Source organism: Paenibacillus flagellatus, assembly GCF_003217775.1.
Lineage (GTDB): Bacteria > Bacillota > Bacilli > Paenibacillales > NBRC-103111 > Paenibacillus_AB > Paenibacillus_AB flagellatus.
In genome coordinates, this window is record NZ_QJVJ01000001.1 from 842,246 (window position 1) to 868,827 (window position 26,582).

Annotated in this window: 22 protein-coding genes; 8 read left to right on the plus strand and 14 right to left on the minus strand. The window is 62.4% G+C overall.

Features of this window, described 5'->3' with window-relative positions; genetic code table 11:
* Positions 1–38 precede the first annotated feature (38 nt).
* Positions 39–2,915, minus strand: a complete 2,877-nt coding sequence (locus DLM86_RS03615) for a 1,4-alpha-glucan branching protein domain-containing protein (protein ID WP_342773046.1) — start codon at positions 2,913–2,915, stop codon at positions 39–41.
* Between the two features lie 85 nt (positions 2,916–3,000).
* Positions 3,001–3,498 carry a DUF4912 domain-containing protein gene (locus DLM86_RS03620; protein WP_245954324.1) on the minus strand — a complete coding sequence of 166 codons (498 nt, stop codon included), beginning with the start codon at positions 3,496–3,498 and terminating at the stop codon, positions 3,001–3,003.
* A 211-nt stretch (positions 3,499–3,709) separates the two neighbouring features.
* Between DLM86_RS03620 and DLM86_RS03625 the strand changes: the two genes are divergently transcribed.
* The 3 genes from DLM86_RS03625 (at position 3,710) to DLM86_RS03635 (ending at position 6,966) form a co-directional block, all read left to right on the plus strand.
* Complete coding sequence (locus DLM86_RS03625) at positions 3,710–4,264, plus strand: PadR family transcriptional regulator (protein WP_146250144.1); 555 nt, start codon at positions 3,710–3,712, stop codon at positions 4,262–4,264.
* 84 nt (positions 4,265–4,348) lie between these two features.
* Positions 4,349–4,801 (plus strand): hypothetical protein, encoded by a 453-nt coding sequence (locus DLM86_RS03630; protein WP_110838573.1) that lies wholly within the window; start codon positions 4,349–4,351, stop codon positions 4,799–4,801.
* Between the two features lie 92 nt (positions 4,802–4,893).
* Complete coding sequence (locus DLM86_RS03635) at positions 4,894–6,966, plus strand: multicopper oxidase family protein (RefSeq protein WP_110838574.1); 2,073 nt, start codon at positions 4,894–4,896, stop codon at positions 6,964–6,966.
* 123 nt (positions 6,967–7,089) lie between these two features.
* On the opposite strand, the gene DLM86_RS03640 is transcribed toward DLM86_RS03635, so the two are convergent.
* The 9 genes from DLM86_RS03640 to DLM86_RS03680 form a co-directional block, all read right to left on the minus strand.
* Positions 7,090–8,520, minus strand: coding sequence for an MATE family efflux transporter (locus DLM86_RS03640; protein ID WP_110838575.1), 1,431 nt, complete (start codon positions 8,518–8,520; stop codon positions 7,090–7,092).
* A 213-nt stretch (positions 8,521–8,733) separates the two neighbouring features.
* Positions 8,734–9,123, minus strand: a complete 390-nt coding sequence (locus DLM86_RS03645) for a RidA family protein (RefSeq protein WP_110838576.1) — start codon at positions 9,121–9,123, stop codon at positions 8,734–8,736.
* A gap of 70 nt (positions 9,124–9,193) precedes the next feature.
* On the minus strand, positions 9,194–10,342 hold the full coding sequence (locus DLM86_RS03650; protein ID WP_211326472.1) for a hypothetical protein: 1,149 nt from the start codon (positions 10,340–10,342) through the stop codon (positions 9,194–9,196).
* Complete coding sequence (locus DLM86_RS03655; protein ID WP_245954325.1) at positions 10,339–11,127, minus strand: creatininase family protein; 789 nt, start codon at positions 11,125–11,127, stop codon at positions 10,339–10,341. Before DLM86_RS03655 ends, DLM86_RS03650 begins: the two co-directional genes overlap by 4 nt.
* Entirely contained in the window at positions 11,124–11,870 is a 747-nt protein-coding gene (locus DLM86_RS03660; protein ID WP_110838577.1) for an SDR family NAD(P)-dependent oxidoreductase, read from the minus strand. Before DLM86_RS03660 ends, DLM86_RS03655 begins: the two co-directional genes overlap by 4 nt.
* 45 nt (positions 11,871–11,915) lie before the next feature.
* Entirely contained in the window at positions 11,916–12,665 is a 750-nt protein-coding gene (locus DLM86_RS03665; protein WP_245954326.1) for a carbohydrate ABC transporter permease, read from the minus strand.
* Positions 12,666–12,786: 121 nt separating this feature from the next.
* Positions 12,787–13,740, minus strand: a complete 954-nt coding sequence (locus tag DLM86_RS03670) for a carbohydrate ABC transporter permease (protein ID WP_110838579.1) — start codon at positions 13,738–13,740, stop codon at positions 12,787–12,789.
* Positions 13,741–13,853: 113 nt separating this feature from the next.
* Positions 13,854–15,317: an ABC transporter substrate-binding protein gene (locus DLM86_RS03675; RefSeq protein ID WP_110838580.1), complete on the minus strand. Its 1,464-nt coding sequence runs from the start codon at positions 15,315–15,317 to the stop codon at positions 13,854–13,856.
* Between the two features lie 266 nt (positions 15,318–15,583).
* A complete protein-coding gene (locus DLM86_RS03680) occupies positions 15,584–16,354 on the minus strand; it encodes an IclR family transcriptional regulator (RefSeq protein WP_110838581.1) in 771 nt (256 codons plus the stop codon).
* Between the two features lie 461 nt (positions 16,355–16,815).
* Between DLM86_RS03680 and DLM86_RS03685 the strand changes: the two genes are divergently transcribed.
* The 4 genes from DLM86_RS03685 (at position 16,816) to DLM86_RS03700 (ending at position 18,837) form a co-directional block, all read left to right on the plus strand.
* Positions 16,816–17,526, plus strand: coding sequence for an RNA polymerase sigma factor (locus DLM86_RS03685; protein ID WP_158289305.1), 711 nt, complete (start codon positions 16,816–16,818; stop codon positions 17,524–17,526).
* A 77-nt stretch (positions 17,527–17,603) separates the two neighbouring features.
* Entirely contained in the window at positions 17,604–18,062 is a 459-nt protein-coding gene (locus DLM86_RS31985; RefSeq protein WP_158289306.1) for a VOC family protein, read from the plus strand.
* On the plus strand, positions 18,059–18,454 hold the full coding sequence (locus DLM86_RS03695) for a VOC family protein (RefSeq protein ID WP_110838583.1): 396 nt from the start codon (positions 18,059–18,061) through the stop codon (positions 18,452–18,454). The genes DLM86_RS31985 and DLM86_RS03695 overlap by 4 nt, the downstream gene beginning before the upstream one ends.
* Positions 18,451–18,837, plus strand: coding sequence for a VOC family protein (locus DLM86_RS03700; protein ID WP_110838584.1), 387 nt, complete (start codon positions 18,451–18,453; stop codon positions 18,835–18,837). Before DLM86_RS03695 ends, DLM86_RS03700 begins: the two co-directional genes overlap by 4 nt.
* Positions 18,838–18,905: 68 nt before the next feature.
* Here the strand turns inward: DLM86_RS03700 and DLM86_RS03705 are convergent, their stop codons facing one another.
* From DLM86_RS03705 to DLM86_RS03715, 3 genes are all read right to left on the minus strand, one after another.
* Positions 18,906–19,361: a DUF2663 family protein gene (locus DLM86_RS03705; RefSeq protein WP_110838585.1), complete on the minus strand. Its 456-nt coding sequence runs from the start codon at positions 19,359–19,361 to the stop codon at positions 18,906–18,908.
* A gap of 116 nt (positions 19,362–19,477) precedes the next feature.
* A complete protein-coding gene (locus tag DLM86_RS03710; RefSeq protein ID WP_158289307.1) occupies positions 19,478–22,435 on the minus strand; it encodes a hybrid sensor histidine kinase/response regulator in 2,958 nt (985 codons plus the stop codon).
* A 285-nt stretch (positions 22,436–22,720) separates the two neighbouring features.
* Complete coding sequence (locus DLM86_RS03715; protein ID WP_110838587.1) at positions 22,721–26,014, minus strand: OmpL47-type beta-barrel domain-containing protein; 3,294 nt, start codon at positions 26,012–26,014, stop codon at positions 22,721–22,723.
* 270 nt (positions 26,015–26,284) lie between these two features.
* On the opposite strand from DLM86_RS03715, the gene DLM86_RS03720 reads away from it, so the two are divergent.
* Positions 26,285–26,582: helix-turn-helix domain-containing protein (locus tag DLM86_RS03720; RefSeq protein WP_146250146.1), on the plus strand; the 298-nt coding region annotated here is incomplete at its 3' end.

Consider the following 26,582-nt stretch of genomic DNA (forward strand, 5'->3'; position numbering starts at 1 on the left):
TGTATCGTTTCTTTGCGATTTCCGGCGCTCCCGGCCGGTCAGACCGTCGCCTCCAGCACGGGCGCCGTCCGGTACGTCAACCGGTCGTACTGCCGCTGCACCTCGGCGGCGATCGCATCCGGGTCGTACCGTTCGCGCAGCTTCCCATAAGCGCGCGACGCCATCCGTCCCCCCGATTCCGGCGCCAGCAGCAGCTCGGTCACGTGCCAAGCGAGCGATTCGACGTGACCGGGCAGCGCCCTGTAGCCGTCGACGCCGTGCTCGACCAGCTCGGCGAGACCGCCGACGTCCGAGACGACGAGCGGCGTACGCGACGCCATCGCCTCGAGCGCCACGATGCCGAACGGCTCGTAAAGGCTCGGGAAGACGCACACGTCGGCGGCCGCGTACAGGCGCGCCTTCGTCTCGTCGTCGACGAAGCCCCAGAAGGAGGCGCGATCGCCGAGGCCGAGCTCCGCCGCCCGCCGCTCCAGCGATTCGCGCATCGGCCCCGCTCCCGCTACGACGAGCCGGGCCCCCGGCGCGCGGGCGATGATGTGCGGCATCGCCTCCAGCAGCACGTGAACGCCCTTCTCGTAGACGAGACGCCCGACGTACAAAATGATCCGATCGCTATCGGCGAACCATTGCCGTCTGGCGCTCGTGCCATCGAAAGCGAGTCTGTCCGGCGCCTCGGCGATCCGGATGCCGTTCGGCACGACGTCGACCTTGTCTTCCGGAAGCTGGAACAGCCGGACGACCTCCTCCTTCATGTAGGCGCTGCAGACGAACACGCGGCTCGCCTCGTACGTCAGCCGCCATTCGAGCCCGTGAATGCGGTGCTGCAGCTCGCCGTGCAGCTTGCCCTGCTGCCGTCCCCACTCCGTCGCATGGATCGTCGCGACGAGCGGCAGCCCGTAGCTGTGCTTCAACTCGCGCGCGGCATGGAACACCATCCAGTCGTGCGCGTGCAGCACGTCGATCCGGCCGCCGTTTTCCTTCCAGGCGACGAGATGATCGACCATCGCCAGGTTCATTTCGAACGTCCAATGATAGAAGTCGGTATCCCCCGAGCAGAGGACGGGAACCCGGTGCACGTAAACGCCGTTTTGCCGTTCGAACGCCGGCGCCCCCTCGAACGACGTCGTCACGACGTGCACCTTCTCGCCGCGCGCCGCCAGCGCCTCGGCCAGATCGGCGACGGCGCGGGACAAACCCCCGACGTATTTCGGCGGGTACTCCCAGGCGAGCATGAACGTGTTCGGACCGTCGGCGGTTTCCTTCAAGAGCCGTTCCCACTCGCGCGCGTCCGGTATGAGCGGCACGGGCGAGGCGGGCCGTACGGCGACATAGTCGCGATAGTCGGCGTCCGGGAAGCAGTCGTCCTTGCGCTCCAGCGCGTCGAGGAACGTTTCGTCCACCTTACCCGCCTCGATCATCCCGCACAGCTTGTCGAAGCAGCCGAGATGGTCCTTCGTCCGCCGGACCGCGTACTCGACGACCGTGCGGCTGTCCATGATGAACGCCCAATCGCTCCCCTGCGCGAGCAGCAGCTCCCGGACCGCCTGATTGAGCGCCCGCTTGAGCGCCGACGCCGGAAGGGCGCGGGTGCCTTCCAGATGGGCATGCCGCGTCGCGAGACGGACCATGCGTTCCTCCGCCTCGTGAAGATGCCGGTATATCCAATCGTTGTTTTCCTGCAGCCATACTTCCGACGAATGGTTCCGGCCCCAGCTCGACTCGTTCAGGCGCCCCGTATCGGCCACCGGGTACTGGCGCAAATATTCGCTCGGCGTAATCATTTTGATCGTCTGCTGGTCGTGGAATATTTTGCGGCACAGCATATCGATCCAGATCGGGCCTTCATACCACCAGTGTCCGAACAGCTCGGCGTCGTACGGCGATACGATGATCGGCAGCCGGTCGAGCCACCGGCTCCACGCTTCCGCCTGCTTCTCGCGGTTGAACAGGAAATGGCCGGCATGCTCCGCCGCCGTCTTCCGCGCCCATTCCGGATTATAGGGCTCGCGGTGCTGGCCGCGGCCGGTAATGCGGTAATATTTCATCCCCGTATTGATTCTCTCGTTCGTCGGCAGCACGTAAGGACGGATATACTCCCATTCCTCGGGGTCGTTCCAGCCGAGATCCCAGCCGATGTCGCGATAATATTCCCGGTAGTCGTAGTGCCCGGGATAGCCGTCCGTCGAGCTCCACACTTGCTCGGACGATTCCGGGTCGCGCGGGAACGCCGTCACGCCGTACGGCGTCATGAGCGGCCCGAGCAGGTTGCGGTTCGGCGCCGGCGTCGCGAACGCGACGGCGGTCGAGTCGGCGATGAAGTAATCGAGCCCTTCCATTTTCAAAATCCGGTCGATCCCGGCCGTATAGCCGCATTCGGGTAGCCATATGCCGGACGGCCTGCGGCCGAAATGCCGCTCGTACTCGCGAACCCCCGTACGGATTTGGGCGCGGATCGCCTCTTCGGTTTTCATAAGGGGCAAGTAGCCGTGCGTGGCGGCCGACGTCATGATTTCCAGCTTCCCCATGTCCTGCAGCCGGCGGAACGCCGTCATGACGTTGCGGCCGCAGCTTTCGAACCGGCTTTTCAGCAGCCGGAACTTCTCGGCGTACATCGCCGCGAGCGGATAGAAGCGCTCGTCGTCCTCGAGCCGGATCCTTTCTTTGTCCGCCAGCCCGATCAGACGGTCCAGATGGGCGGCGTACCGTTCCTGCATGAGCGAATCCGCGCACAGCGTCATCAAGGTCGGCGTGACGGACATCGTGATGCGGAAATCGACGCCGTCGTTCACGAGCCCGTCGAATACGTCGAGCAGCGGCAAGTACGTCTCCGTCATCGCCTCGTAAAACCAACGCTCCTCCATCACGTCGTCCCGGTCGAAATGCCGGATATACGGCAAGTGGGCATGAAGTACCAAGGCCAAATATCCTTTCAATTCGGGACGCGCTTTCCACCGTTTATACATCGAACCCCCCGCTTCTGGCTTTTCTCGTTTTTTCGGCTTACCGGCTAGGAATGAAATGCTCGAGATCGTAAGGCGGTATGTAGGACGTAGAATGAGAACGGGACGCCTCCGGCACGACGGCCACGATCGGCTCTCCCCAGCCGGCCGGACAATCCCGCGGCGTCCGTACCGGGTCGGAGCGAAGAAACGGCACGAATTGGCGCTCCCACGTATACACCCCGAGATCGGCCATGTAGACGGCTCCGGCGCCGAGTCCGGTCGCGTACCAGTCCTGCGCTTCCGGCGTCAGCTCGATATCGAGGACCCGGTTCGCGTTATGGCCGTTGAACGTGATGTACGTGACGTCGTACAGACGAAGCACTTTCGGCAGCTGGCTCCAGTCGCATTGAAAATGCTGCGAGGCCAGCCATTTTTTCCGATCGGTGATTTCCCAGTAAGCGTAAAGCGTGTGCGCGTCGCGCACCATCAGGCGCAGCGTGTCTTTGCGGTACGCGTCGGGCGGCTCGTAGCCCGCAAGCTGCAAAACGTCGCTCAAAACGGATCCCCCTTTCCGCATGCTCATCGTTATCCCCGATTGGGATACGAATTAGGATACGAAGCCCGTTTCCCTTTTATACCATTTGACAACCGTTCGGTTTGCACGTTTCCTTCGTCTTTCTTATACTTGGGATTGTACGACATGCGGTCTTCCTTACGCCCTTGCGGTGTTGAAAGGGGGGGACGACGGAAATGGCGGGGTGTACGCGATGTCTTATGTGGAATGTCTTGTGCTCGGCCTGCTCCATTCCGGAGCGACGTACGGGCACGCCATCGATAAAATGCTCGACCGCTGGAACGCTAGGCTGTGGACGAAAACGAACCGGGCCGCCATCTACCAGGCGCTGAAACGGATGGAGAAAAAAGGGTGGGTCGTCACCTCCCGCGAGAAGGTCGGCAATATGCCGGAGAGGACGACGTACGGACTGACCGAGGAGGGGCTTGCGGCGCTGCGGACGATGGTCGCCGACGGGCTCGCCTCTCGCGAGCTCGTCACGTTCGACTATACGGTGCCGGCCGGGCTGCTGTTCGTGCTGCCGCCGGACGTCGTCGTCCGCCAGCTCGCGATCCGGATCGAAGCCGTCCGGGGATATATCGATACGTTCGCCCGGTCCGAAGCGGAGAGCGCCGGCGCCTATATCGGCAAGCGGGCCAACATCCGCTTCCTGCACGCCTATTACCGAACGGAGCTGGAATGGCTCGAATGGTTGACCAAGGAGCTGGACAACCCGGCGAAGCCCGACTTCGGTCCAGTATCGGACTGACCCGGGGGCCGTTTCCGACCCGGCGGCGCAGCTAGTATGCTGGATACATCTTGTGCGCCGACACGTTCGGGAAAGGGGATTTCCATGCTGGTCTTGTGGGCGTTCGACGCATTCGTCGGGTGTCTGCTCGCGATGCGCGTCATTCAGGACGGAGATGGCGAAGACGATCCGGAGCTGGCCGCGCTGCGCATCCGGTCGCTGCTCATGCTCGGCGCCGTCTCGGTCGGCTGCGCCGTTTCGGGTGCCGTCGACGTGCCGGAGCGGCCGTTTCGCGCGGACGTTCATATCGTCGTATGGATTTGCGCAGCCGCCGTCGTTGCGGCCATGCTGGCTGTCACGTTGGCCCGAAGGCCCCGGTCGTCCGCCAAAGCCGCCGGAGCGTACGCGATGGAGGCGGGAGCCGCGGCAATCGCGCTCGTGCCGATGTTCGCGACGCCCGAGCTTTACCGGTTCCAGCCGTTGGTCGTGCTGGCCGGAATGGGGGGCCTGTTCGGAGGATACGTCGGCCTGCGGAACATCCGCCGGCGCCGCCGGTAATGACGGCGAAAGCCGCCGTTCGTCCGACCTTTTTTATGAGCAATTGGTATGTGATATACTAGTTTATCCAATACTAAGGGGTGCACGTTTTCATGTTCTATGTGATGTACGGAATGGACTTTCTGCTCACGCTTCTCCTCCTGATTTTCGCTTGGATCGCCGGCTCGGGCGCCGGCAAGCTCGCTTTCCGCAAGCGGGAGAAAGCGCGCCGGAAAGCGTGGATGCTGGCGATCAGCGCCGGCATCGCCCTCTTCCTCGTCGTATGCAGAATCTTATGGGCGGCCGCCATTTGGCAAAGCTTCGGCCCCCGGTTCGCGATCGACAGGCTGATCGATTCGCTGCCGCCGGTCGTCGTCCCCGCGATCGCCGTTCTTGCCTTCACCGTCCCGCGGCTGCGGGCCGTCCTCCGACAAACGGCCGAAGGCCGGTTCGACCGGCCGAACGCCGCCGCGCCCGCTCTGGTCGTGCCGGTGCAAAGCTTGGCGCTCGGCGCGGCCGCCGGCTTGTACCTCGTCTTCTTCCCGCCCGCCCCGCCTTATTGGGGAACCGGGCTCGTCATGGCCGTTCTCGTGCTTGCCGGGACCGTTCTGCTCCATCTGAAGCAGACGGGCCGGGTCCGCAAGCTCGGCGGCGAAGCCGTCGAGACGGCGGTCGGGGCGATGCGCCGGCGCCATTCGCTGGCGTCGGCCGGCCTCGCCCTCGCCGGCATCGTCGCGCTCGGCGTCTGGTGGACGGCGGCGGAGTCCACCAGCCGACTGCCGGAGCGGCTCAACATGGGCAGCCACGGCTCCGTCGACTACGGCGGCGGTCCCGTTGTCGCGCACGGCTCGGGCCACGCCGGCCACGGCGGATCGACGGCAGCCGCCGCGGCTTCGGTCCGAACCGTCAGCGTAGCCGACTTGACCGGCCCGCAGTCGGGGACGCCCGACCGCCGATTCACGCTGACCGCGCGGAAGCAGACGATCCGCAAGGCGGACGGCCGGACCGAGGAGGGATGGTCGTTCAACGGCCAAATTCCCGGTCCGGAGCTGCGCGTCGCGCAGGGCGATCTCGTCGAGGTCGTCCTCGTCAACGAGGACGTCGATCAAGGCGTCACCGTCCATTGGCACGGACTCGACGTGCCGAACGCGGAGGACGGCGTCGCCGGCTTGACGCAGGACGCCGTCCTTCCCGGCCAAACGCATACGTACCGGTTCGTGGCCGAGCAGACGGGCTCGTTCTGGTATCATTCGCACCAGCAATCGTCCGAGCAAGTGCACCGGGGGCTGTTCGGTCCGCTGACCGTCGTGCCGAAGGACGCCCCGCCGGACGTGCGGGACATCGCGGTCGTCTCGCACGACTGGGCGGTAGCCGACGGCTCGGACCGTCAGGAGGTGAAGCCGGGTACGCCCGTCCGGCTCCGCGTGACGAACCCGAGCAGCTACCCCGAGCGGTTCACGCTGACGGGCACGCCGTTTCGCGTCGCCGCGATCGACGGCACCGACGTGAACGAGCCGTCGGAGCTGACCGACTCCCTTCTGCTGCTTGCGGGAGGCGGGCGGTACGACCTCGTCTTCGCGATGCCCGACCGCCCCGTCGCGCTTCGGGCGAGCTATCGCGACCGTCCGGTCGTCGTCTTGAGTCCGGACGGCAGCGGACAGGCGCCGGAGGCGCCGGCCGTTACGACCGACTTCGACCCGGCCTCGTACGGCAAGTCGGCCGAGACGCCGTTCGGCGCGGACAGCAAGTTCGACCGCGCGTTCACGCTCGTCTTCGATTCGCATCCGTTTTCGTTTTACGACGGGACATTCAACGACGGCTTTACGATCAACGGCAAGCTGTTCCCGCATACGCCGACGCTTCTCGTTCGCGAGAACGAGCTGATCAAGACGACGTTCGTCAACCGCTCGTACATGGACCATCCGATGCATCTGCACGGCCATCATATGCTCGTGCTGAGCAAAAACGGCAAGCCGGTCACCGGCAGCCCGTGGTGGACGGACACGCTCAACGTCGCGCCCGGCGAGACGTACGAGGTCGCCTTCCGGACCGACAATCCGGGCATTTGGATGGACCATTGCCACAACCTCATCCATGCGGCGGCCGGCATGACGATGCATCTCGCCTACGAGGGCGTGACGACGCCGTTCGAGGTCGGCAGCGCCACCGTGAACCGGCCGGAATAAGCGCCCGGCCGACGCCTTGCCGCCCGTACGGTCTTCCGCCGCGACGAAAAGCCCGCCTTCCGGCCGTTAGGCCGAGAGACGGGCTTCGTTCGGTTTCGGTCGCGCAAGCGGATCGGACGCCGGTCACACCCGGATCGTCTTCCACGCGCCCTTCTTGAACCGCCGGAAAATAAGCACCGAGCGGACGAACTGGTCCGCCGCCGCGGCAAGCCAAATACCGTACAGGTCCATCCGGAACGCGTACACGAACAGCAGGCTGAGCGCCACCCGGAATCCCCACACCCCGACGAACGTCGAATACAGCGGATACCGCGTATCGCCCGCGCCGCGCAGCGCGCCGCCCAATATGAACTGCGTCGCCTGCGACACTTGGATGAAGCCCATGATGCGGATCGACAGCGCGCCCTTGTCGATAATTTCCGGCTCCGTCGTGTACAGCAGCATGATTTGCGGAGCGAACAAGATGAAGCCGACGCCGAGCAAGCCGGCGACGTACATGCCGATTTTGCGCACCTGCCAGCCGTACCGCTCCGCGAGATCCGGCTTTTGCGCCCCGAGCGCCTGGCCGACGAGCGTCGACGCCGCGATCGCGAACGCCATGCCGGGCATGAACGTCAGCCCGAAAATGCTGAAGGCGATTTGCGTCGCCGCGACCGCCATCGTCCCGAGGCTGGCCGCCACCTTGACGAAGATGAGCATGCCGAGCCGCATGACGATTTGCTCGACGGCCGACGGGAAGCCGATCTTGCAAATGCGCGCGACGATTTCCCGGTCGAAGCGGAACATATGCCGGAACGACAGGCGGACCTGGCTTTTGCCGCCGAACATGACCGCCGTCATCCAGACAGCCGCGACGAATTGCGACGCGATCGTCGCCAGGCCCGCCCCGGTCAAGCCCAATCCTTCGAAGCTCCCGATGCCGTAAATGAGCGGGAAGCCGATGACGACGACGAGAATGTTTGCGATAACATTAATCTTCATCGGCGTCCGCGTATCGCCCGCCCCGCGCATCGTCGCCGAGAACGACATCGTGATCGTCGTGAAGCCGATCGACAAAAAGACGATTTTCGCGTACGTCAGCCCGTGCGCCACCACTTCCTCGGTGCCGCCCATGAGCCTCAGCAGCTGCGCCGCATAGATCGTGCTGAACGCCATCGTGACGACCGACAGCGCGATGTTGATCAGAAACGCCTGCCCGGCCGCCCGGTTCGCCTCGTCCAGCTTGCCGGCCCCGACCGAGCGCGCGACGATGACCGTCGTCCCGACGTTCAGCGTCATGAAGATCGCGAGCAGCAGGAAGAAGGGCTGATTCGTCAGTCCGACCGTAGCTACCGCCTCGGGACTAAGCCGCCCCACCATGATCATGCTGAGCATCTGCGTGAAGTTCGTCAGCATCATCTCGACCAAGGACGGACCGGCCAGCCGCAGGATCGACTGACGGACCGCTTTTTTGTCGTCGGGATCGACGAGATACGCCTCGTCGGCCGATGCGGCCGTGGCCTCAGGTCGCGCACCCGACGCGGCCGGACCCCGTTTCTCGGTTTCCACGTTCATGATATCGCACCTTCGTTCGCTATGATGTTAGATCCATCATACCACAGATCGGCGGACACGAACGGACGAAAAACGTCGAAGGCCGCAAAAAACGGTTTTCCCGGCGGCTTCATGAAGAAGCCGCGCCGCCGCCAAGCCGGCAAGCCCCGAGCCGAAACGCCCGGGGCTTGTTTACTTATCGCCATCGCACCGGCTCATCGCTTCCCGGCCCGATCAGTAGTAAGTCTTGTCCTTCTCCGCGGAAGCGACGACGTCGATTTCGACGAGCAAATCGTAGTTCAGCTCGCAGTAGACGACCGTCCGGGCCGGATACGGCTCGCGGAAATACGTCTTGTACAAATCGTTGAAGGGCACGTACAGGCTGCGGTCCGCCAAGTAGACGGTCGCTTGCACGACGTCTCCCAGCGTCATGCCGGCCCGGGCCAGCACCTCCTCGATGTTGCGCATCGTAAAGGCCACCTGGGTATCCAAATCGGGCCCCGCTACCGTATTCGTGCTCGGGTCGATGCCCGCTTGGCCGGATACGTACAACGTTTGCCCGTTGCGCACCCCCATCGAGAAGGGCGGGCCCTTCAGCACTTCCTGCGGCGAGTATCGTTCCATGCTCCTCGTCCTCCATCCGTATTATCTATAGTCGGACCGACCGGCGATCGATCGGTCGGTCCGCGTCCCTTCACTCGCGAGCGTTCGCGCAAGCGTGCCCTTGCCCATACGGGATGCGGAGCCCGGCCGTGTCGATCGGTCGCTGCAAGTAGAGCGACGCCATGCCGGCATTGATCAGCCCCGTCGAATACAGGATGCGCTCCATCGGACACGGGGGCTCGCCGGTCGCGACGAACGTCTCGATCAGCCGCGTCAGACGCCCGAAATGGCCGAACGGACGGTCCGTCTCGCTGTTGCACCGCGCCGCCGTCACGCTCCCGTCGCCGCCGCGGAACGCATAGCCCCATTGCTCGATCAAATCGCGAAATTGGACGACGTATCCCTTGCACCCGTCGTCATATTCGACGGCAAACAAAACCGGTTCGGTCTGCGTCTCGCGCGGATGCCCCTCCGGCAGCCCGTCGTAGACGGACAGCGCCGCATGCATCAGCGCCTCCGGCCACTCTCCCCGGTCCATCGCCTCCCACACGTCCGCTCCTTCGAGCGCCCATACGCGCCGCACTCCCTTCTCTCCGCCGTCCCGCTTCTCTGCGATCGACTGGAGCACCTCGAGAGCGTGGTAGCCGTAAGCCTCGACGGACGTCGAGAAGCTGACGACGAGCCATTCCCTTGCCCCGCCGAGCAGCGAAGCGTCGTAGGCCGGCACCGGGTCCGTATGCGGAATCGACGAGCCGCCGAAAAACGGGATCCCCCTTCGCTTCAGCTGCGCGTACATCCATTCCGCCTCGTCCGGATCGTAAGACAGATGCTTGTCGGAGAATATCGGGACGCGCAGCCCCAGATCGTCGAGCGCCGCCAGCGTCTCCCGCAGCAGCCGGCAGCGCGGGTACATCTTCTGCCGCTTCTCGTTCGTCGGATAATCGCCGTGCTCGCCGATAATGAGGACCCCATCGATCGGCGAATCGAGATGCGGCGCCCGCACCGCCTCCGCGATCGTCGGGTAGATCGGCACGCCGTGACGCGCCGCCATCTCCCGGCTCATGTCGTTGTCCGGCACCTGATCGGTGTAGATCGACGCCGCCGCAAGCTCCGGCTCGTAACCGAAATCGCCGAGCAGCCGGCCTACAATGACGTCGGCGTGCGAATTGTACCGGTATTCCGTCACGATGACGGCGACCCGCTTGCGGCGACCGCCGTTCCCGTCATTCCGTCCGCTCATAGCGTCTCCTCCCCCCGCTCCATCGCCCGGATCGTCCGGACGAGCCAACCCGACACGCTGTCCGCGATCGTCTCGAGGTACAGCCGTCCTTTCCCGGCCGTCGCCAGCTTCGGCGCGTCCGTATACCCGTCGCAGCCGGTCAGCTCGCCGTGCCGGCCGACGAATGCGCCCGGCGGACCGGCGAATATCCAATCCCGCTCCGGATGGCTGTCGCCGATCCGGTCCTCGCGGACGAGCTCGGGGCGGAGCGCCATGACCGCCGCCGTCTCGAACCCGCCGGCATGTCCCGGCACCGGACCGACCTCGCTCGCGCGAATCGCGGCGAGACTTTCCCGCGCGAGCGACCAATACGAGGCCGCCGCCGTCCAGATCGGGTGCCGGACGGCGAGGTCGTTCGCGACCTGCTGCATCATCGGCTCGTTGCCGCCGTGCCCGTTCAGGAAGACGATTTTGCCGAAGCCGGCCTTGACGAGGCTTTCTCCGATGTCCCGGACGACTTGGAAATACGTCATCGGCGACAGCGAGATCGTCCCGCCGAACGACAGATGGTGCTCCGAGCAGCCGATCGGCAGGAGCGGCGCGAGCAGAACCGGCACGTCGTCCGCCGCCCGGCGAACGGACCTCTCCGCCACGTCGCCCATAATGAAGCTGTCCGTGTAGACCGGCAAATGGGGACCGTGCTGCTCCGTAGCCGCCAGCGCCACGACGACGGCGCCTCCCGACCGGGCGAACTCGCCGACCTCCTCGCGCGTATGGTCGTGCATCCAAATCGATTTCACGCTCACAGATGGTACCCCCCGTCCACCGAATAAAGCGAGCCCGTTATGTACGACGCCAAGTCCGACAGCAAAAACGCCGCCACCCGGTTCACCTCGTCGCTGCTGCCGCTTCGTCCCAACGCCGTCTCCCGGCGCATCATCTCCTGGTGCGACTCCGGCAGCGAATCGAGCCGCTCCGGCGACTTGAAGTCGCCCGGCACGAGCACGTTCGCGCGGACGCCCCGGTCCGCGTAATCGGTGGCGATGACCCGCGTCAGCTGGTTGACGCCCGCCTTGCCGGCGCCGTAGCCGAGGCAGCCCTTCTTCGGCAGATGGCCGAGGACGGACGACGTATTGACGATCGCCCCGCCTCCCGAGCGGATCAGGAGCGGCAGCGCATGTTTGCAGACGAGGAACGTGCTCGTCAGCGTGCCGCGCATCGTCCGCTCCCATTCGTCGAGCGACAGCTCGAGCGCCGGCTTCCAAATGTTCGTGTACACGTTATGGTACGTGCCGTCGAGACGGCCGAACTTGGCGTCGGCGGCGTCGACGACCATGCGCACCTGCTCCTCGTCCGTCGCGTCGGCCGTCAGGAACAGAAACCGCCCGTCGCCGTATCGCTCCAGCGCGCCCTGCAGCTCCGGCGACCGGTCGAGCGGCACGATGTCGCAGCCGACGACGTTCGCCCCGTATTCGAGAAACATCGGCACGGCGGAACGTCCCAGCATCCCCGCCGCGCCCGTAATCAGTATCGTTTTCCCTTGCAGCATAAGTCTCCAGCACTCCTTTACCGTTTCGCTCCCCGTGTATGTCCCTTATCCTTTCACCGCTCCGAGCGTCGCCCCTTCGGCGATCCGTTTCTGGAACGCCATGTAGATGAGCAGCGACGGAATCATCGCGATCGTCACGCCGGCGAACAGCGTCACCCAGTCGGCGCTGTACTGCATCTTCTGGTTCGCGTGGAACATGTTGACCCCGATCGTATATTTTTTGGCGTCGGTCAAGTAGATGAAAGGGCCCAGGAAGTCGTTATACAGATTCAAAAATTTGAAAATCGCCACTGTCACGATGCCCGGCGTCGACAGCGGCACGATGATGCGCCAAAACGTCTGGAACAACGAAGCCCCGTCGATGTACGCGCTCTCCTCCAGCTCCTTCGGCAGCGAACGCATGAACCCGCCGAGCAGCATCAAGTAAAAGACGCTTTCCCCGAGACTGTTCAGGATGATCAGTCCGGTCAAGCTGTTCGTCAAATGCAGCTCGCGCATGAGCACGTACTGCGGAATGAGCGCGTTGATGCCCGGCAGGAACAGCGACAGCATGATAAGCCCCCAGATAAACCGCCGTCCGCGGAACGTCACCCGGGTGAGCGCGTACGCGTTCAGCGTCGTCAGGAATACGCCGAGCGCGAGCCCGCCTCCGACGTAGTAGAGCGTATTGAGCACGGACCGTCCGAGCTCGTACGTCTTCCACGCCTTCGCGTAATTTTTCCATTGCAGCGCGTCCGGGAACGCCCAGATGTCTTGGAAAAACTCCCGGTTCGTCTTCAGCGACTGGTACAGCATCCAGACGATCGGCAGCAGGATCGATATCGCCCACAGCAGCAGCAGCAGCCTTAGCAGCGGGTCGAGCCAACTCCGTTTGTTGTCGATAGCCGGTCCCTCCTCTCCCGTATCCCGGTCGCGGTCAATATTCGTAGCCGTCCTTCTTCGTGTATTTGTCCACGATATACTTCGCGACGACGAGAATCGCGAACAGCAGCATGCCGATCGCCGACGCGTAGCCGTAATTGTGGCTGTCCGCGCCGAACGCCAGATTGAACATGTACAGCCCGATGACGTCGGTCGAGCCCGCGGGGCCGCCGTTCGTCAAGATGAGCACCATCTCGAACCCTTTCAGCACGCCGAGCACGAGGAACAGCGTGCTGACGTAGATGACCGGGCTGATGAGCGGAATCGTAATCCGGAACAGACGCGTCCAATGCGAGGCGCCTTCCATGACCGCCGACTCGTACAGCGACTCCGGAATCGAACGCATCGCGTTCATGAAGATGACGATGTAGAAGCCGACGCCGCCCCAGATCATCGGCGGGAGCAGCGCCCACAGCGCGGTGCTCTTCTCCCCGAGCCAGTAATATTCGCCGATCTCGATGCCGAGCAGGCGGATGAGCCCGTTCAGCAAGCCGTAGCTGCCGTCGTAGATGAACGCCCACAGCAGCGTGACGACGACCGTGGCGAGCACGTTCGGGAAGAAGAACAGCACCTTGTAAATCGACGCCTCGCGATACTTCTTGTAAATGAGCAGGTAGGCGAGACATAGCGACAGCAGCACCGTCAGCGCGGGGACGGTCAGCATGAGCAGCGCGTTGTGCCCGAGCGCCCTCCAGACGAACTTGTCTTTGATCATGTAGACGAAGTTTTCGAACCCGACGAACTTCTTCTCGGATATGCCGTCCCAGCTCAAAAACGCGTAATAGACGGACAGCAGGTTCGGATACAGCGTGAACAGCAAATATCCGGCCAGGCAAGGGCCGACGGCGAGCAGAACGAACACCCGTTTCTGCACCTTCGCCCGGGCGGTCCATCCTCTCTTCGGCGCCGCCGGAGGCCGGGCCGTTGCAGGCGAGACGGTATCGGACAAGCCGATCCCTCCTTTCCGTGTGAAAGGCGGCGGCGGGCCGGGGAAGCCCGCCTGTCTGTCGCATCCCCGGCCGCGGCCGCCGCGATCCGCTTATCGCGGGTCGAACAAGTCCGCTACTTCTTCTGCGCGTCAAGCCCTTCCTTGAACAGCTTCTCCAGCTCCTCGAGGAACGCGACCGGGTCCTTGTTGCCGAGCGCCACGTCGGGAAGCTGCTCCTTGTAAATTTTCGCTACTTGGGCGTGGGCCGGGTGAGGGTCCAGCACGACGTCCTTTTGCAGCGTTTCGAAGCGGGTTTTGTTTTTCTTCGTATATTCGAGCACCGAGCGCGGGGCGTCCTGCATTTGCTCGAGACGCTTCGGATCGTCGGCGAAATCTTTGCGGATCGGCAGGATGCCGGCGTTTTTGTTGTTGAACGCCTGCACGTCGTTCGTGAACAGCCACAGGTTGAATTCCTTCGCCCATTTCTTGTTCAGCTCGGGCTTGTTTTTCCAGATCATCATGCCGCCGGAGCCGGTGCCGTTCTGAATCCATTTCGTCTGCTCCGGCTTCGTGCCGAACGGAATGACCATGAAGCCCCATTTGAACCCGTCCGGTACCGAATCCTTCATCTCGTTCTGCACCCAGTCGCCCGTAAACACCATCGCCGCCTTATGCTGCAAAATTTGCATTTGCGACTGCGTGTGGGTGAGCGCCGACACCCCTTGCGGGAAAAAGCCTTTTTTGCCTAGCTCGGCGAGCCGTTTGTACGCCTCCACGTTTTCCGGCGCCATGTAGTTCGGCAACTTCTGGTTTTTGTAGTCGGAGAGCGCCTTGTCGAGCGTGCCGTTGATTTCCGCGAGCTCGAACCGCTTCAGCGCGAAGCCGTAATCGAGATAGGTGGCGTAAATGCCAGGGAACGTGAGCGGCACGATTCCTTTCGCCTTGATGTCGTCAAGCAGCTTGACGAATTCGTCCCACGTCTGCGGGTTTTGATTCCAGCCGTTCTTCTCGAAAAACGCCTTGTCGAAAAACAACCCCGTCGCGTAGCCCCCCATCGGCAGGTCGTACGTCTTGTTGTCGAAGCGGCGCTGGTTTTTGTACGCGCCGTCGATCAGCATGTCTTTCAGCTTCTTGCCCGGAGCGTCGGGAAGCTCGCGCTCCCACAAGTCGTCGAGCGGCTCGAATTTGCCCGCCAGGATGAGCGACGTCTTCTCGTTGTCTCCGCCCGTGAACGACGGGGAAATGATGTCGAACATGTCGTCGTCGTTGTTCGCCGCCACCTTCGTGCTGATGACGGTGTTGATCTTCGGCGAGTACGTGACGTCGAACTTGACGTTCGGGTATTTCTTCGTGAACGATTGGATCGCATTGTCGATCCATTCCCGGCCGTAGCCGTTTTCCCAAAATCCGAATTTCAGCGTCACCTTCTCGTTTTTGGGCAGTCCGTTCTCCGGGTAAACCTCCTTTTGCCCCGCGGCGCCCGCGGGATCGGACGGTTTCGCCGTGGTACCGCTTTCATCTTTGCCGCAGCCGACCGCCGCGACGGCAAACGTCAATAGCGCCGTCGCCAGCACGGAAAACGATTTCCATCGATTCATTCGCGACCCTCCATATGGTTGAAGATGCGGGACCGCAGCGGATCGGGAGACGGACTGAGACGGGCTTGCTTGAAGCGTCCCCTGCTTCCCGCTCTCATCGTAACCCGATCCAGAAATTATTTCAAGACTGTTTTTACAAGGTTGTGAATTTTATTTTTATACATGAAATCAACGAATGAATTTAGATCCTAAATCGTTATCGCCGTTAATCGTCCATGAAACAAAAAGAGCCGGAGAGACGCTCCCCGCGTCCGTCCGGTCGGCATTCAATTTTGGCAGTACACTTTGTAGCTGAGCTCGCGGCATCCTTGCCGGATCCATTCCTTCGCCCGCGCCCATAGGTCCTCCGAAATGCGGATCGTCGGGATCGAGACGCTCATCGAAGCGACGATGACGCCTTCCGGATCGTAGATCGGTCCGGCGATGCAGTGCACGTCCCCTACCGTTTCTCCGAGGTTGTAGGCGACACCTTCCTTGCGGGCCGCGTCGACCTGCTTCACCAACTCGTCCACCGTGGCGATCGTGCGCGGAGTAAGGGACTTGAGCGGCTCGCTTTCGTACAGGTCGCGGATTTCCTGCTCCGAGCAGTTGCCGAGCAATATTTTGCCGGACGCGCTGGCGTACAGGGGAAGCGTTTTCGTAAACTGACTCGTAAACCGGAGAGGCGCGGCGACGAGCTTCTCGGCGATATAGATCAGCTGGCTGCCTCCGCGGATGCCGAGGAAGACGGCCTCGTTCACATCGTCCACGATCCGCTCGGCCACCCGGTAAAACTCCGAAATGAGGCTCGTGTTGCGCATGTAGCGGGTGCGGATTTCGAATATTTTGTACCCCATCCGGAACTGCTTGCCGGACCGGTCCGTCTCCAAATAGCCGCGTTCGAGCATGTTCTGTACGAGCATGTAGGCGCTGCTCGCCGGCATTTGCAGCTTCGTCGCGATATCCGTCACGCTGTACGATTCCTGCTCCCCGGTGAACAGCTCCAAAATGTCGAATACGCGATCCGCCGACTTCACTTTGTGCGCTTGTTTTTCCAACGGCTCCAAACCTTTCGCAAAAAGATTTTCACAGATATGAATTCAGTCTATTCCACCCGGACGGGAAAATGCAAGCGAAAGTTGGGGCGAAGAGACGGAGCGGCCGGACGCCGGTTAAGGCTCTTACAAGTAATCGCTCCGCGGTTCCCAAGGTGTAAACGTCGTCGTCAGCCCGTACCGTGCGCCCGTCTCGGCGGAGCGGTAGGCGCCGAACAAAATTTCGTGCACATGAAGCTGCTGCCAGGCGGACTGAACGGTTAGACGTGTGGCGCTGCGTTGCTGTTCATCTTGTAGCCGATCGGATACGATTGGGGTTGCCGGGACATGAGCGACTCGAGCTTTGGGAAAAGCGGTACAATGACGCCGAGGCCGAAAGGAAATCGATGCCATTTCGCCGAATAAGGGAATGCCGGCCGCCGAGGGCGCCGGCTATCAGTTACTTAGCGGCAGGAGGAGAGCCCATGCCCGACCGTTCCGACCCGTCCATCCCGTCCCGTTTCCCGCATTACGATTCGTTGAGGCGATACTGCCGCATGCTGGCGGGCACTCCGTGGGACGGGGAAGATTTGCTGCACGACACCGTGCTGAAAGTGCTGAAGGCGGTCCCTTCCGAACGGCAGCGCGATCAATTGCCGCTCTCGTATTGGTTTCGGGTCGCGACCCGCACGCGGATCGATGCTTGCCGCAAGCGGAGGCTCGCCGTCGAGCCTTACGAGGACGAGCGCATGCCGGCGACGACGGGACCGGCGACGACGGCTGCGATCGATATCGCCGAAGCTATAGAACGGCTCGTCTATATGCTGCCGCCCAAGCAGGCGGCCATCCTGCTTCTCGTCGACGCGTTCCGCTTCACGACCCGGGAAACCGCCGAGCTGCTGGAACATACGAGCGACGGGGCGGTCAAGACGGCGCTCCGCCGCGCCAGGGCGAAAATCGCCGACTTCGCGGGACGCGAGACGGCTGCATCGGACCGGCGCCTGCCGGATGCGAAACGATGGATCGATCGGTTCACCGATGCGTTCCGGCGCGACGATCCGCTTGCCGTCGTTCGCGCCTATCGGGCGCTGACGGATGCCGGAATCCGCGTGGAGCGAAGGGTCGTAGCGAACCGGATCAGCTTTGCGTTCACCGATCCGGAAGGCTATTGCATCCTGCTGTCGATGAATTCCTGATTTTTTTTTCGAACGATGTTTCTTTTCGCGCATGCGATTCGTTTATCATACGCAACCATTCATTCCGAAGGGAGGTCGTGATCGAGCCGATGGGAGAGAAGGACAATCCGCTGCGGCTGAGCGGCTGGGTTCAGTTTTATCATCATGTCCGGGACGTCGATCGGGCGAAACGGTGGTATGCCGACGTAATCGGCATGGAGCCGAGCCACGAGGCGGAGCATGGAGGCGTGAAGCTCGCGTTTTTGCGCATAAGCGATTCCCGCCCGAACGTGGAGTTCGCGTTGGTCCAATCCGACAAGGAGAACCCGAAAACGCATGCCGTCCTCGACTTCCGCGTGGACGACCTGGAAGCGGCGAGAGCGCGGATCGCGGCGAAAGGCGTGGAAGTCAGCGATATTCGCCGGGTGACGGAGACGCGGCGCGACGTCGAGCTGATCGATCCGGACGGCGTTCCCGTTCTGCTGCACGAACGGGTGGAGGTCGGCGCGGCGGAAGCCAAGCCTCGCCCGGCTGACAAGGAGCGGGAGCCGGTATGAGGAACACGCCGATATTGGAGACGATCTTCTGGCAGCATGTCCGCTCGCCGGACCGAGCCTTGGACTGGTATACCGGGGTGCTCGGCTTGCGCGATACCGGCAGGCGCATCGGCGACGGCACGCCCGTGCTGGAAGTTCCCGGCCAAGGCGCCATGGCGGTCGCCCTGACGGTTACCGGCCTCGAAAACCCGAAGACGCACGGCATTCTGGATTTGCGGACGTCCGATATAGACGAGGCCCACCGGGTATTAACCTCGCGCGGGGAAAACGTTACGCCGATCGACAATATATTCGATAATTACTACGAATTTCACGTCACCGATCCGGAAGGCCATATGATCAAAATACATAGCTTCGCCGATACGGGAAGCCTCGGAGGGCATCGTCGATGACCAACCCTTTATTGAACCGCGTAGACACCATCTTCGTGCACGTGACCGACTTGGAGCGGTCGATCCGCTGGTACAGCGAATTGCTCGGCTTGGACGTGCGGGAAGGCCCCCATGCCGGTCCCATCTATACGCTGGACATGGGGCCAGGACGACCGGGACTGACGCTCGACAATCACGGTCTGGACGACGACTACCAATTCGTCCCTTCCAACCAGCCCTTGTTCAATTTGACCGCAACCGACATCGAGGCCGCCTATGAACGGGTGAAGTCGCACGGCGCCGAAATCGTGTCCGGCATCGTCCGGTTCCCCGATTTGTCGGAGTTTACGTTCAAAGACTTGGACGGCAACATCATCATGGTGTGCCAAATGCACGGGGCGTAACCCGACAAGATGACCGTCCGGCGAATGCCGCGACGGTCATCTTGTCGGAAGCGCCGGAGCGTGCCGTTTTATTTGATGTACCGGATGTTGATATCTTTCGCCGACTTCAGCTTTTCCGCCAGCGCGTCCTTCAGCTTGGAATCGTCGTTGATTTTCCAGGTGGCCGACAGCCTGCGCGTCACTTCCTCCCGCAAATTTTCGTACTTGTCCTTCTGCTTCTTGTGCTGCTTCGACAGCGAGCCCGCGTAGATGAAGGTGGAGATGCCGACCAGGACGAACAGAACCGAGGCCTTGCTTTGGGCGAAATAGTCGAGCACGTCCATCATATTGCCCCCCGCATCGCTTTGCAGCTTGAACAGCCATAACGCGATCGTCGCCGTCACGCACGCGTTGACGATCGTCACGTACACGAGCCTCGCTTTGTAATACCGCTCCTTCTCCTTGCGGGCGATCAGCTCCTTCAGCATCCGCTTCGTATCCTCGGCGACGGCCATTCGGTCGATCCATTGGATCGTCTCGTCCATACGAGCACCCCCTCCTTCGATATGTATGAGCTTGACCGGCTTTTCTTGCCGCCCGCCGCCGAAGAAACAAAAAAAGAGCCGGGGTACCGAAAGGGTACCCCGGCTTCGTTAGCCGTTTACGATCCGCGCTTTCTCACTTGGAAAGAAACGGTAGCGCCTTCGCCGGCAGCGCTCGCAATGTCCAGTCCCCTGCCAAAGATTTGGCGGAGACGGCGGTTCGTGTTCCGCAGCCCGATCCCGACGGACGGGTCGGGCGAATCGTTCGACAACCGGCGCAAAACGTCCTCGGCAAAGCCGACCCCGTCGTCCGACACCCGAATCTCGACGCAGTCGCCGCGATCTTCCGCGCGAATGTGCACGGTTCCGCCCCGACTCCGCTTCATAACGCCGTGGCGCACGCCGTTCTCCACCAAAGTCTGGATCGAGAGGGGAGGGACCGGGGTCGACAGCAGCCCCTCGGGAACGTCCCATTGTACGCGAAGCCGCTCGTTGAAGCGCGCTTGCTCGATGAACAAATAAGCGCGAACCAGCTCCAATTCCCGCTCCAGCGGCACCAAGCGCTCGAAGTTGCGGAAGTCGAAGCTCGCCCTCAAGTATTTGCCGAAGACGGAAAGCAGGGATTGCATCCGGGGCGCATCCAGCTCGCTCAAAGCGGCAATCGAATTGAGCGTATTGAACAGAAAATGCGGCTGCACCTGCGCTTGCAAAAAGGCCGCCTCCAGACGCATCCGTTCCGCGGTCGTCCGCTTCAGCTCGGTCAGCGCCCGCACCCGGTGACGCAGCTCCAATCCGTCCGCCGGCTTGGTCATGTAGTCGTTGGCCCCGGACTGGAAGCCGGCCGCGATATCTTCGGGCCGACTTCGGGCCGTCAGCAGTAGCACCGGCAACTCGGACATCGCGAATCGCCGTCGGATCATGCGGGTCAGCTCGTAGCCGGACATGCGGGGCATCATGACGTCCGTCACGACCAGATCCCACTCTTCTTCGTCGATCCGCTTGAGCGCCTCCTGCGCCGAATGGACGGCCGATACCCGGTAGCGGTGCCGGGGCAGCGTCTCTTTCAAAATGTGAAGGTTGACCGGGTCGTCGTCCACGATAAGCACGTTCGGCTTTTCCGCGTCCGCATCGACTGCCGAGTCCGCCCACGAAACACCCGGCTCTTGCTCCACCGCCGTTTGCCGCCGGGACAGCTCGCCCGGCTCCGCCGCATCGGATGGCGGACTCGCCGTCTCGCCTATTCCCTGCGCGATCGGCAACGTTAGCCGGAAGACGGACCCTTGGCCGAGTTCCGAATCCGCCTCCAGCGTCCCTCCGTGCAGTTCGGCAAGCTGCCGGCTGATACGGAGCCCGAGGCCAAGCCCGCCGCCCATAGCCGTCAGGCTGGAATCCGCCTGCTCGTACGGCAGGAACATCCGCTGCAGCATATCCCGGGCGATCCCGACCCCGGTATCCTCCACTTCCAGCACGGCCCATTCTCCGCGAACGAACCCCCTAATGGCGATATGGCCCTCAACCGTGAACTTGACCGCATTATGGAGCAGATTGAATACCATTTGCACCATCCGGTTTTCGTCGGCCATGACCGGGGGGAACGTTTCGGAAATTTCGTTGCGCAGCTCGATCGATTTCCCTTCCATCGTAAACCTTACCATATCGATGACGCCGTCTACGGCGGCTTGTACATGAACGGCGTGCGGGTGCAGCCGCACCCCGCCGCTCTGAAGCCGTTCCAGATCCAAGAGATCGTTCAGCAGCAAGGACATGCGCTTGCCGACCGTCACCAGCAGCTTCAACCGTTCCTTGGCGTCGGGGGATAGCCGTTCCTGCTCCAGCACGCTGCGCGCCATGTTGATCATCCCGTGCAGCGGATTCCGAAGCTCGTGGGACGTGTTGGCGAGAAAATCGTCCTTCTGCTTGTCCGCTTTTTTCAATTCGGCGGCCAGACGCTCCGTCTGCTGCAAATTGCGAAAATACATGCGGAACCAATAGCAGGAAAAGGCGACGAAAGCCACGATAAAATCGACCGGATAATAGTGCACGGATCGGAACGCGCCGCTGAACTGCGTCGAAATGCCCGCCATCAGGTTGACGGTCAAGCTGACGAAGGCGAGCCATAAATAGACCGCGTCGCGGTCCAGCCGCAGCGTGGCGCGCAGCAGCAGCGCCGGCGCATAGAGGAAGCCGGCGAGAAGCAGCGGGATCGTGTACAGGTCCACCCACGCTACACCGGTCGTGGGCATGAGCGCGACCGCGATCGTCAAACCCAGCACGGCGACGCCGTAGTAGCGATGCCAAGGTCTCTTCTGCAGCGCGGGGTACAGCTGCTTCATGAACAGGAGCAGCAAAGCCGTCGCCCACAAATAGCTTAACGTATAGAGCCGGAAGCTGATCCCGTACGGCACGTTCAGCCAAGCGACCAGCAGCTTGTCGTCCGAGACGAGCACGGTCAGACTGACGCAGACCATCATCAGCACGAACGTGAATAGCGCCCGCTGCCGGACGCCCATCAAGAACAGGACGGCCGCGTACAGCATATGAATCGTCAGGAAGACGCACACCAGAAGCTGCATCGCAGCCGAGAACAGCTTATGGCTCTTGACGACCGCTTCGGTTCCGAATGCGATCGATTGGAGCAGACCGCCGTTCACCGGATTGACGAAATTGGCGACATGAATCACAATGTCCACTTCCGAGCGGTCCGTCGTGAAGGCAACCGCATACGGCGTCTCGGAAGCGGAGGTGTCGTCCGCCGTCTTCCCGGGCAAGCCGCCCGCCCCCAGCTTGACGCCGTCCACGTACAGCTCGGAGGCCGCCATCGCGGGCGGCATCGCGATGGCGAACCGCTTCTCGCCCAAGGAATCGCCCAGCACAATGCGCAGCCGGTAGCTCCCGTAGCCGGTCACCCGATCCGGATCGGCGAAATGGCCTTTCCACGAGCCCGGCAAAACGGCGAAAACGTCGTCCGTCCGCGACGTTTCGTCACCCGGCCTCATCAGGAAGCGCTCGGGATAAAACCTCCACTCCCCCTCCAGCAGAATCGGACGGCTCCAGGTGACGTCGCGGAGATCCAGCACCCCCTGCGTCGCCGGCGCTCGTACGGGCGGCGAGCCGGCGAAAATCCACGCAAGCCGAACGCCGGTTAATATCAAAACGAATGCGACCGTAAGGGCAAGTAAACGTCTAGTGTCCATAGTTCAAAAGGATTCGGCAAGCCGAGCCGATATCCTTCATGAAAAAAGAGGCCGTTTAGGTCCGTTTTGACGGGTCGCATCCCGCAGCGGGCTCTAACGTTACTGCAAAAGGAAAACGCACGCAAAAAAGATACGCGGCACGCCGGGTGCACACGTATCTGAAAATGGCTATTTCACTTTAACGACGACGGTTTTGCTCGCAGTGACGCCGGCCGCATTGACCAGCTCGGCGCGGTACTCGTAGGATCCGGCCGATCGGTCCGCGATCGCCGTCACCGCCTTCTGGGCTTGGGGGGTGTGCGGCGTCAAGCTTTGCGTATCGATCAGGCGACCGTTCTCGTACAGCCGGTATTCGGTGCCGTTCGTTCCCCACCACATGTTCATCGCGATCGTATAGGCGCCGTCGCCGTCCCAATTGTCGTGGGACAGCACCGGCACGCCGGGCGCCGCGTCGGCGACCCGGACGACGTGCGGCTCGCAGGCCGTCGTGCCGAACCGGTTGACCAGCTCGCACGTGTACGTGTACGTGCCGTTAGCTTTGCCGGTCACCGTCGTCCTCGCGACCTGCGCGGCCGGGCTCTTGCCGGTCAGCGTCCGCGTATCGATCAGGACGCCATTCTCGTACAGCCGGTACACCGTGCCGTTGTTCCCCCACCACATGTTCATCGTGACGGTGTAATCTCCGTCCTTAAGACCCGTATCATGCCCGTTGTCGTCGGACAGGACGGGCTTGCCCGGCGCGCCGCTCGCGCCCGGATCCGAAGCGGCGACCTGGAACGCGTAGCTCCGCACCGTCTCGTTGCCGGCGACGTCCGTCACGCTCCCTTGCACCGTATGCGCGCCCAAGCCGAGATCGGACGCTTGGATCGGCTGAGCGGGGGCGATTTCCCGTCCGTCCAGCGTCAGCCGCTCGGAAACGACGCCGGACCCGGCATCGTCGCCGGCCAGCTCGAACGTCAGCGTGTCGGCGTCCGTCACGTCCCCGACGGGCCGGCCGGATTGCGTCAGCGCAGCGGTCGGCGCCGTCCGGTCCATCCGGATCGTGACCGACCGGACGGCCTCCGTGTTGCCGGCCGCATCGACGGAATAATAGTCGATCGTATGGACGCCGTCCGCTTCGATCGCGACCGGCTCCGTATAAGCGGCCGCCGCTCCGCCGGCGATCGCGATCCGCGTCCCGGCGACGCCCGACTTGTCGTCCGTGGCGGTCAACGCCACGGTCACCGGCCGATTGAACCAGCCGCTCTCGTTAGGCTCCCCGGACAAGGCGGCCGTCGTGACGGGCGCCGTCGTATCGGCCGCCGCGGCGAAGTCACCCGCTCCTCTCGGCTTCAGCTGGTAGACGCCCTTGAATATCGAGGCGATTCCGCGGATGGTGACGGTATCTCCTTCCCGGTAAGGGAACGAGGACTGGGTCAGCCCGGTGCGGGCGTCAACCCGGATCCGGTTGGTAACGCCGCCGCCGACCGCGTCGAATTCGAACGAGCCGGTCGGCGGTGCGCCGGCGATCGCGCCGATCTTCACGTCCCGCAGCTCCACCAGCCGTCCTTGATCGGACGCCGAAACGGCGGAAACGACAAGCGGCTCGGGAAGGGCGGCAGTGCCCGTCTTGACGATTTGGACGGGATCGGCCAGCTCGAACTCCGTATTGTACAGCGCCGTCGTCGCGGTCACCTTCACCGTATCGCCGAGATGGAACCCGCTCGCGCTCTGGAACACATAGATGCCGCCGGTCGGATCTTGCACATAAAACGACTGCCCGCCGAAAGCGCCCGGCTCCGTCGTGACGACGCCCTCCACCGTCACGAGCGTCCCTTCCGGCTTGGCGCGAGCTTCCGCGACGGCGATCGGGGCCGGGATCGGATCCGGGTCCTCCGGCAGCGGCTCGGCCGGCACGTTGGCGATCGTTACCGCCTCCGTCTTCAAGTTGCTGCCGTTTTGGCGAAGCCGCAAATTCGCGGCACCGGTCGTCCCCGGCTTCAAGCGTACGTGCAAATCGATCGACGCGTGTCCGTTGGCGTCGGACGTGACGCCGAAGGCGGAGCTGTAGCCGTAGACGGTCGGCCACGTGCCGTCCGCATTCCGGATGAGCGCGACTTGCGTGCCGCCGGTTAAGTAAATGCCGACGGTGTAACCCGAGACGGTCGTATTTTTCGGCAGATTGTCGAACACGACGCGGATTTGAAACTCCTCGGCGTTCGGCAGCTGCGCCTGATGGACGAAGCCGTACGTCGGATTGTCCGTCACCGGGGGACCGCCGTACGAGCCCGGCTTGAACGTGCCGCGGTCGTACCATTTGTACCCGGCGTTCGGCGGCGCCCAAGGCTCGGGCTTCGGCTCCGTGGAGGCGGCCGGCTCCTCGAACGGGAGCAGCGCCGTCGGCTGATCGAGCTGCTGGCCGCTTACTTCGGTCAAATTCGTGTAGCTTTCCTTTTTGGCCAGCCAATTGACGATATTGACGAGCAGCTTGCCGTCGTCCTGCTCCTTGAAGCCGTCGTAGGTCGTCTTCTTCGCTCCGGTATCCTCGCGCAAATATTTCGGCGTCGCGTCCTCCACCGGAGACGAATCGCCGATGAAGGCGGCTTTGCCCGCGTCGGCTTTGGCTACGGCCACGTAGGGCCCCTCCGCCGTGCCTCCGCCGTTATAGACGCCTTGGTCGACCGCATTCGCCCACGCCTCGTTCGTCGGCGGGAGGTAGACGATCCCTTTCGCTTTCGTCGGATCGACGATCGCCAGCGTCGAGCCCGCATGCATCGCCACGCTGGTTACGCCCGTCGTAATGCCGAACGCCTGCGCCGGATCGACGATCCGATCGGCGTTAATATCGCCCAGCGCATTATAGCGGAACCGCACGCCGAACTTCGTCGCCAGCCAGTCCGAGCTCGCGACGTCCTGCATCGCGGGCGACGCCGCCTCCTCCGCGCTCATCCCTTGGACCGGATTCGTCCAAGCGCCCCGGCGGTAGCCGTTCAGCGATTCGGAGCCGTCCCACCGGTTTTTGTTGCGGTCCGCGTTATAATGGTCGCCGATGAAGAAAATGCTGCCGCCGCCCTGCACGTACTGCTCCATCGCCTGCTGCTCGCTCGTTTTGAACGGGATGTTCGGCTCCGCCACGACGAAGACGTCGTACCCGCTCAAATCGCCAAGCGTGATCGGCGTCGTTTTCCGCAGCTCCTTCACGTCGTAGCCGTTGTCGGCCAGCCCGTTCGCGAAATCGGAAAACGCCCCGTCGATCACCCAGTCGGCGGCCCCCGCCGTCTGCGCATGCGTATTGTCGAAGAGCACCTTCTTGCCGGCATTTTCATTGACGACTCTCGCCTGAATATACGGCGCCGGATCGCTCGGCCCTTCCGCCGACACCGGCTGCCAGCCGCCGAACGCCGCCCCCTGCAACGGAACGGCGATCGCCAAAGCGAGCACGCCTTGGATCCACTTCGATTTCAACCGTGCCATCGTTCCCATCAATTCTTCCTCCCCGATTTCGGATTTTCGCTTTTCTCCTCGAGTTCCGCGCTGCCGACGTGTCTCCTGCGCTATCCTCCCTTCGGCCAAGGGCGAGCCCCTAGCAATCTTATACAATCTAGTAAACGTTCCCCGCTATTTTAACACGGGTTTCCGCCAAAAAAGTGATAGGATTTTGTAAAAAAGCCGGACGCAAAAAAAGATGATATGCTCCCCTTAAAGTAGTCAGGTGAAATAATAAAACCTGCTGCTATAAGGGGAGTTTTTTTCATGCGCCAAAAATGGAGTGCACAACAGAAGCTAGCGGTGATACAAGAAGCCGACGAGATGGGATTACAGGCAACCTCCCAAAAGTATGACATTGGAAGAACAACGCTGATTGAATGGCGAGATCGTTATGAGCAATGGGGATATGAGGGATTGGGGAACCGGACCCACAACAGAAGCTATTGCGCTGGGCTCAAGCTCCAAGCAGTCGAAGATTATCTATCCGGGGAACTATCACAAAGTCAAATTATCCGAAAGTACAAGATTGCTTGTCGTACCCAACTCCGTCGATGGATTCAGA

What these genes read in the sequence shown, in the direction of transcription:
- DLM86_RS03625 (WP_146250144.1), top strand. Translation starts at nt 3,710, where the DNA reads ATGTCTTATGTGGAATGTCTTGTGCTCGGCCTGCTCCATTCCGGAGCG.
- DLM86_RS03630 (WP_110838573.1), top strand. Translation starts at nt 4,349, where the DNA reads ATGCTGGTCTTGTGGGCGTTCGACGCATTCGTCGGGTGTCTGCTCGCG.
- DLM86_RS03635 (WP_110838574.1), top strand. Translation starts at nt 4,894, where the DNA reads ATGTTCTATGTGATGTACGGAATGGACTTTCTGCTCACGCTTCTCCTC.
- DLM86_RS03640 (WP_110838575.1), bottom strand. Translation starts at nt 8,520, where the DNA reads ATGAACGTGGAAACCGAGAAACGGGGTCCGGCCGCGTCGGGTGCGCGA.
- DLM86_RS03645 (WP_110838576.1), bottom strand. Translation starts at nt 9,123, where the DNA reads ATGGAACGATACTCGCCGCAGGAAGTGCTGAAGGGCCCGCCCTTCTCG.
- DLM86_RS03650 (WP_211326472.1), bottom strand. Translation starts at nt 10,342, where the DNA reads ATGAGCGGACGGAATGACGGGAACGGCGGTCGCCGCAAGCGGGTCGCC.
- DLM86_RS03660 (WP_110838577.1), bottom strand. Translation starts at nt 11,870, where the DNA reads ATGCTGCAAGGGAAAACGATACTGATTACGGGCGCGGCGGGGATGCTG.
- DLM86_RS03665 (WP_245954326.1), bottom strand. Translation starts at nt 12,665, where the DNA reads ATGCTGTACCAGTCGCTGAAGACGAACCGGGAGTTTTTCCAAGACATC.
- DLM86_RS03675 (WP_110838580.1), bottom strand. Translation starts at nt 15,317, where the DNA reads ATGAATCGATGGAAATCGTTTTCCGTGCTGGCGACGGCGCTATTGACG.
- DLM86_RS03685 (WP_158289305.1), top strand. Translation starts at nt 16,816, where the DNA reads ATGCCCGACCGTTCCGACCCGTCCATCCCGTCCCGTTTCCCGCATTAC.
- DLM86_RS03695 (WP_110838583.1), top strand. Translation starts at nt 18,059, where the DNA reads ATGAGGAACACGCCGATATTGGAGACGATCTTCTGGCAGCATGTCCGC.
- DLM86_RS03700 (WP_110838584.1), top strand. Translation starts at nt 18,451, where the DNA reads ATGACCAACCCTTTATTGAACCGCGTAGACACCATCTTCGTGCACGTG.
- DLM86_RS03705 (WP_110838585.1), bottom strand. Translation starts at nt 19,361, where the DNA reads ATGGACGAGACGATCCAATGGATCGACCGAATGGCCGTCGCCGAGGAT.
- DLM86_RS03715 (WP_110838587.1), bottom strand. Translation starts at nt 26,014, where the DNA reads ATGGGAACGATGGCACGGTTGAAATCGAAGTGGATCCAAGGCGTGCTC.